The organism is Pediococcus parvulus (assembly GCF_007990205.1).
GTDB lineage: Bacteria > Bacillota > Bacilli > Lactobacillales > Lactobacillaceae > Pediococcus > Pediococcus parvulus.
In genome coordinates this window covers 1-1,868 of sequence record NZ_BJWE01000086.1, presented here as the reverse complement: position 1 = coordinate 1,868, position 1,868 = coordinate 1, and the positions used below count along the sequence as shown (strand labels likewise).

Genomic DNA, 1,868 nt, shown 5'->3' with positions numbered 1-1,868 from the left:
GCTAAGAAGGCTGCCGCTAACAAAGCTGCCGCAGACAAAGCCGCCGCAGACAAAGCTGCCGCAGACAAGGCTGCTGCAGACAAGGCTGCCGCAGATAAAGCCGCCGCAGATAAAGCCGCCGCAGACCAGGCTGCCGCAGACAAGGCTGCCGCAGACAAAGCCGCCGCAGACAAGGCTTCTGCAGACAAGGCTGCTGCAGATAAAGCCGCCGCAGATAAAGCCGCCGCAGACCAGGCTGCCGCAGATAAAGCCGCCGCAGACAAGGCTGCCGCAGACAAAGCTGCCGCAGATAAGGCTGCCACAGACAAGGCTGCCGCAGATAAAGCTGCCGCAGATAAAGCTGCCGCAGACAAGGCTGCCGCTGACACCCCATTCGCCGGTAAAGCTGTTCACACTATTTATACTGGTGATATTACTTACCTATATACCACTAAAGAGTTAACTACCATTGCCACCACAACATTACAAGGTGATACCAGCGTAATTGCTTATCCCGATGGCATTACAACGGCCTTAACCGGTAAGAATGCTGGTGACCCAGCTATACCCGTAACTTATAAAGGACAAAACTTGTATTTTAAAGGTACTTTTGAAGGCTTGACTTCAAACGGCTTATATCCAGATGGCTATTACTACGCTTTAGGAGAAACCGCCTTCTCCGGTGTGGTTAAGCCAACCGACCCTTCCGTCAAACTTGACGTACCTTTTCTAAACGGTTCCACTTGGTTCTACTCTTTTGATGGTGGCTCGACGATTTACAGTTATCAAAATAACGTTTGGACTGTCGCCGCTACCTTTTTAAACGCTCAGTAACCACTGATAGATAATAAGAAACATTAATGTGTAGCGCGTCAAGATACGACTTATTCTACACAACGCAAAAGCCATGACTATTCCCAGTTTGAGAATAGTCATGGCTTTTTAGTGGTGCCGAAACATGGATCAAAAGGCTGCTTGTTTCGCTTAACCCGGCACCAGTAAGCATTCCAAAAACCGGAATAATTACCGGTACCACGTTAATGCTCACAAACTAACCGATTCATGCCTCACGCTTAATCTGAAAACAACCCCATCAAATCCTCCGCCTGTAAATTCTGTTTGGCCTCACCGCGCACATCCAACTTGATCTGACCATCTTGGACCATCACCAGCCGGTTGCCATACGTCAACGCGTCACTCATTTTATGCGTAATCATCAGGGTCGTCAGTTGTTGTTCCGTCACGATGCGTTGCGTCAACGCCATGACTTCACGACTCGTTTGCGGATCTAAAGCTGCCGTATGTTCATCCAATAATAATAATTGCGGTTGACTCAATGTCGCCATTAATAGCGACAACGCTTGTCGCTGTCCACCCGACAAATACTTCACCTGCGTATTTAACCGCTGTTCCAACCCCATATTTAAGTTGGCCAACAGTTCCGTATAACGCGCCGTTTGACCAGCACGTCGATAACGAAGTAAGCTCAAGCTACCAGTATGTTTTTCAGCTAACGTTAACTTTTGCGCCACGCTAAGTTCACCGGCCGTTCCCATTTTCGGATCTTGAAATACTCGGGCAACCCACCGTGAACGGTACGCCACTCCTTTGTTCGTCACGCGGTGCCCAGCTAAGCGTACCTCGCCAGCATCGGCGACCAACGTTCCAGCAATCGTGTTCAATCGTCAAGTTTACGTTCTTCAAGACGTGGCGTTCGTTGCTGGTTCCCGGAAAGAAGACCTTTTGTAAGTTCTGAACGTTCAGGACGCTGCTGTTTGGCATATTGATCGACTCCAATCTGTTTGAGATACCGGTTTAATTGCCGTTTCGTCCGGTATTTATTTTGTAGTAATGGTAAGCAAAGAGAGCGTAAAATATCTTGTGTAAAT

The 1,868-nt window shown here is 48.5% G+C and carries 2 protein-coding genes and 2 pseudogenes; 2 read left to right on the top strand and 2 right to left on the bottom strand.

Features of this window, described 5'->3' with window-relative positions:
* Together PPA04_RS09755 and PPA04_RS09750 are read left to right on the top strand one after the other, a co-directional pair.
* A pseudogene (locus PPA04_RS09755) lies at nt 1-330 on the top strand (hypothetical protein); the annotation flags it as partial.
* Nucleotides 331-570: 240 nt separating this feature from the next.
* Complete coding sequence (locus PPA04_RS09750; protein ID WP_244944440.1) at nt 571-813, top strand: hypothetical protein; 243 nt, start codon at nt 571-573, stop codon at nt 811-813.
* A gap of 239 nt (nt 814-1,052) precedes the next feature.
* Here PPA04_RS09750 and PPA04_RS09400 read toward each other — a convergent pair whose 3' ends face one another.
* Both PPA04_RS09400 and PPA04_RS09395 read right to left on the bottom strand, forming a co-directional pair.
* Nucleotides 1,053-1,661, bottom strand: a complete 609-nt coding sequence (locus PPA04_RS09400) for an ABC transporter ATP-binding protein (RefSeq protein WP_147206820.1) — start codon at nt 1,659-1,661, stop codon at nt 1,053-1,055.
* Nucleotides 1,658-1,868: pseudogene (locus tag PPA04_RS09395) on the bottom strand (hypothetical protein); the annotation flags it as partial. The gene PPA04_RS09400 and the pseudogene PPA04_RS09395, both read right to left, overlap by 4 nt.